This window comes from Vibrio sp. 1078-1 (assembly GCF_033340475.1).
This window is the reverse complement of sequence record NZ_JAWOWM010000330.1, coordinates 1-718: the sequence shown is the minus strand read 5'-3', so window position 1 is coordinate 718 and position 718 is coordinate 1. Positions and strand designations below refer to the sequence as shown.

The 718-nt window shown below is 45.5% G+C and carries 1 protein-coding gene; it reads right to left on the bottom strand.

Going from position 1 to position 718, the window contains the following annotated elements; translation table 11 throughout:
- The coding region (locus R7190_RS27395) for a cytochrome-c peroxidase (protein WP_318137871.1) at nucleotides 1-718 on the bottom strand (718 nt) is incomplete at both ends.

Here is a 718-nt window from a genome sequence, read left to right as displayed (position 1 = left end):
TTGTTGGACTCTTCTTTCGTTAGCTTTTGACCAAGTTGCAGATCGGCCATCATTTCTACTGCTTCTTGAAGATCCCAAACAGACCCGTCATGGAAGTACGGGTAGGTCAATTCTACGTTACGTAAGGTTGGGACTTTGAAGACGAACTTATCGAAATCACTTCCGGTAATGGCTTTGCGGCCAACATCTGGGTTGTCTGTTGCAAATGGCTTCACTAACCCCATTTTTTGATACATTTGTCCGCCCGCTAATGGCCCGCTGTGACAAGCAGTACAGCCTTTGTCTTTAAACAGTTGATAGCCTTCCACTTGTGCAGTAGTGAGTGCGTCGTCGTTACCTTTCAACCATAAATCGAATGGAGAGTTTGGCGTACGCAGCGTTTGTTCAAATGTTGCGATAGCATCGGTCACGTTATCAATGGTGATGTTGTCGCTGCCATAAGCTTGTTGAAACCACTCGCGGTATTGAGGGATAGATTGAAGAGTGTCGACCGCGAGTTGGTGGGTAAATGCCATTTCCAATGGGTTTTCGATAGGGCCAGCGGCTTGCTCTTGCAGATCTTTCGCTCGCCCATTCCAAAATTGAACGAAATTCAAATCTGAATTAAACACCGTAGGTGAGTTGATTGGACCAATTGACCATTTGTGACCAATTGAGCTTGGTAAGTTATCAACGCCACCTTTAGCGATGTTATGGCAAGAGTTGCAAGAAATGGTGT